Consider the following 673-nt stretch of genomic DNA (forward strand, 5'->3'; position numbering starts at 1 on the left):
AGAGAGACCGAAGAGGATCACGAAGAGGAACAGGGGGACGCGGGAGCCGATCGACCCGGTGGAGGTGAAGTCGAGCAGTCCCTCGGCCCAGGTGTGCTGGAAGGCCAGGACCAGGACGCCGAGGGAGGCGGCGGCCGAGAGGAGGTTGAGGACGACGCCGACCAGGCCGAGGACCACGGAGCGGAACGCCCGGACGGTCATGGCGAAGGTGACGAGGAGCAGCGCGCCGACGATGAGCGGCAGCTTCTGCTCCTGGTGGGTCGGGTAGTCGGAGTAGCGGGCGACCTCGCCGGTCACCGCGGTCTCGGCACCGGTGACCTTGCCGATGGTCTGGGGGACGTAGGTGGTGCGGATGTCCTTGAGCGAGGACTGGGCCTCGGCGCTGCTGACGTAGTACGGGACCTGGAGCTGGAGCATGCTGATCCGCTTGTCCGGTGACTGGGTCAGCCTGGGGGTGCCGTCATGGCGCGGGTCGTCCTTGAGGTCGGCGGCGAGTGCGCGCAGGGCGGCGGTCACCTCGGGTGAGCGGTCGGCGTCGGCGCGGACGACGACCTGGTGCATGGCCTTCAGCTCCGGGTAGGCCGCGTTGAGGCGGTCGTAGACCTGCATGGCGACGATGGAGCGGGAGTGTGTCTCGCGGCCCATGTCGGTGAGCTTGAGGCCGAGCACTGGG

The 673-nt window shown here is 69.2% G+C and carries 1 protein-coding gene; it reads right to left on the bottom strand.

Annotation, left to right across the window (positions count from 1 at the left end; translation table 11 throughout):
- Window positions 1-673 (bottom strand): MMPL family transporter (locus NGF19_RS30415; RefSeq protein ID WP_252429160.1); only part of this gene is annotated, 673 nt, incomplete at both ends.

This window comes from Streptomyces macrolidinus (assembly GCF_023887685.1).
GTDB lineage: Bacteria > Actinomycetota > Actinomycetes > Streptomycetales > Streptomycetaceae > Streptomyces > Streptomyces macrolidinus.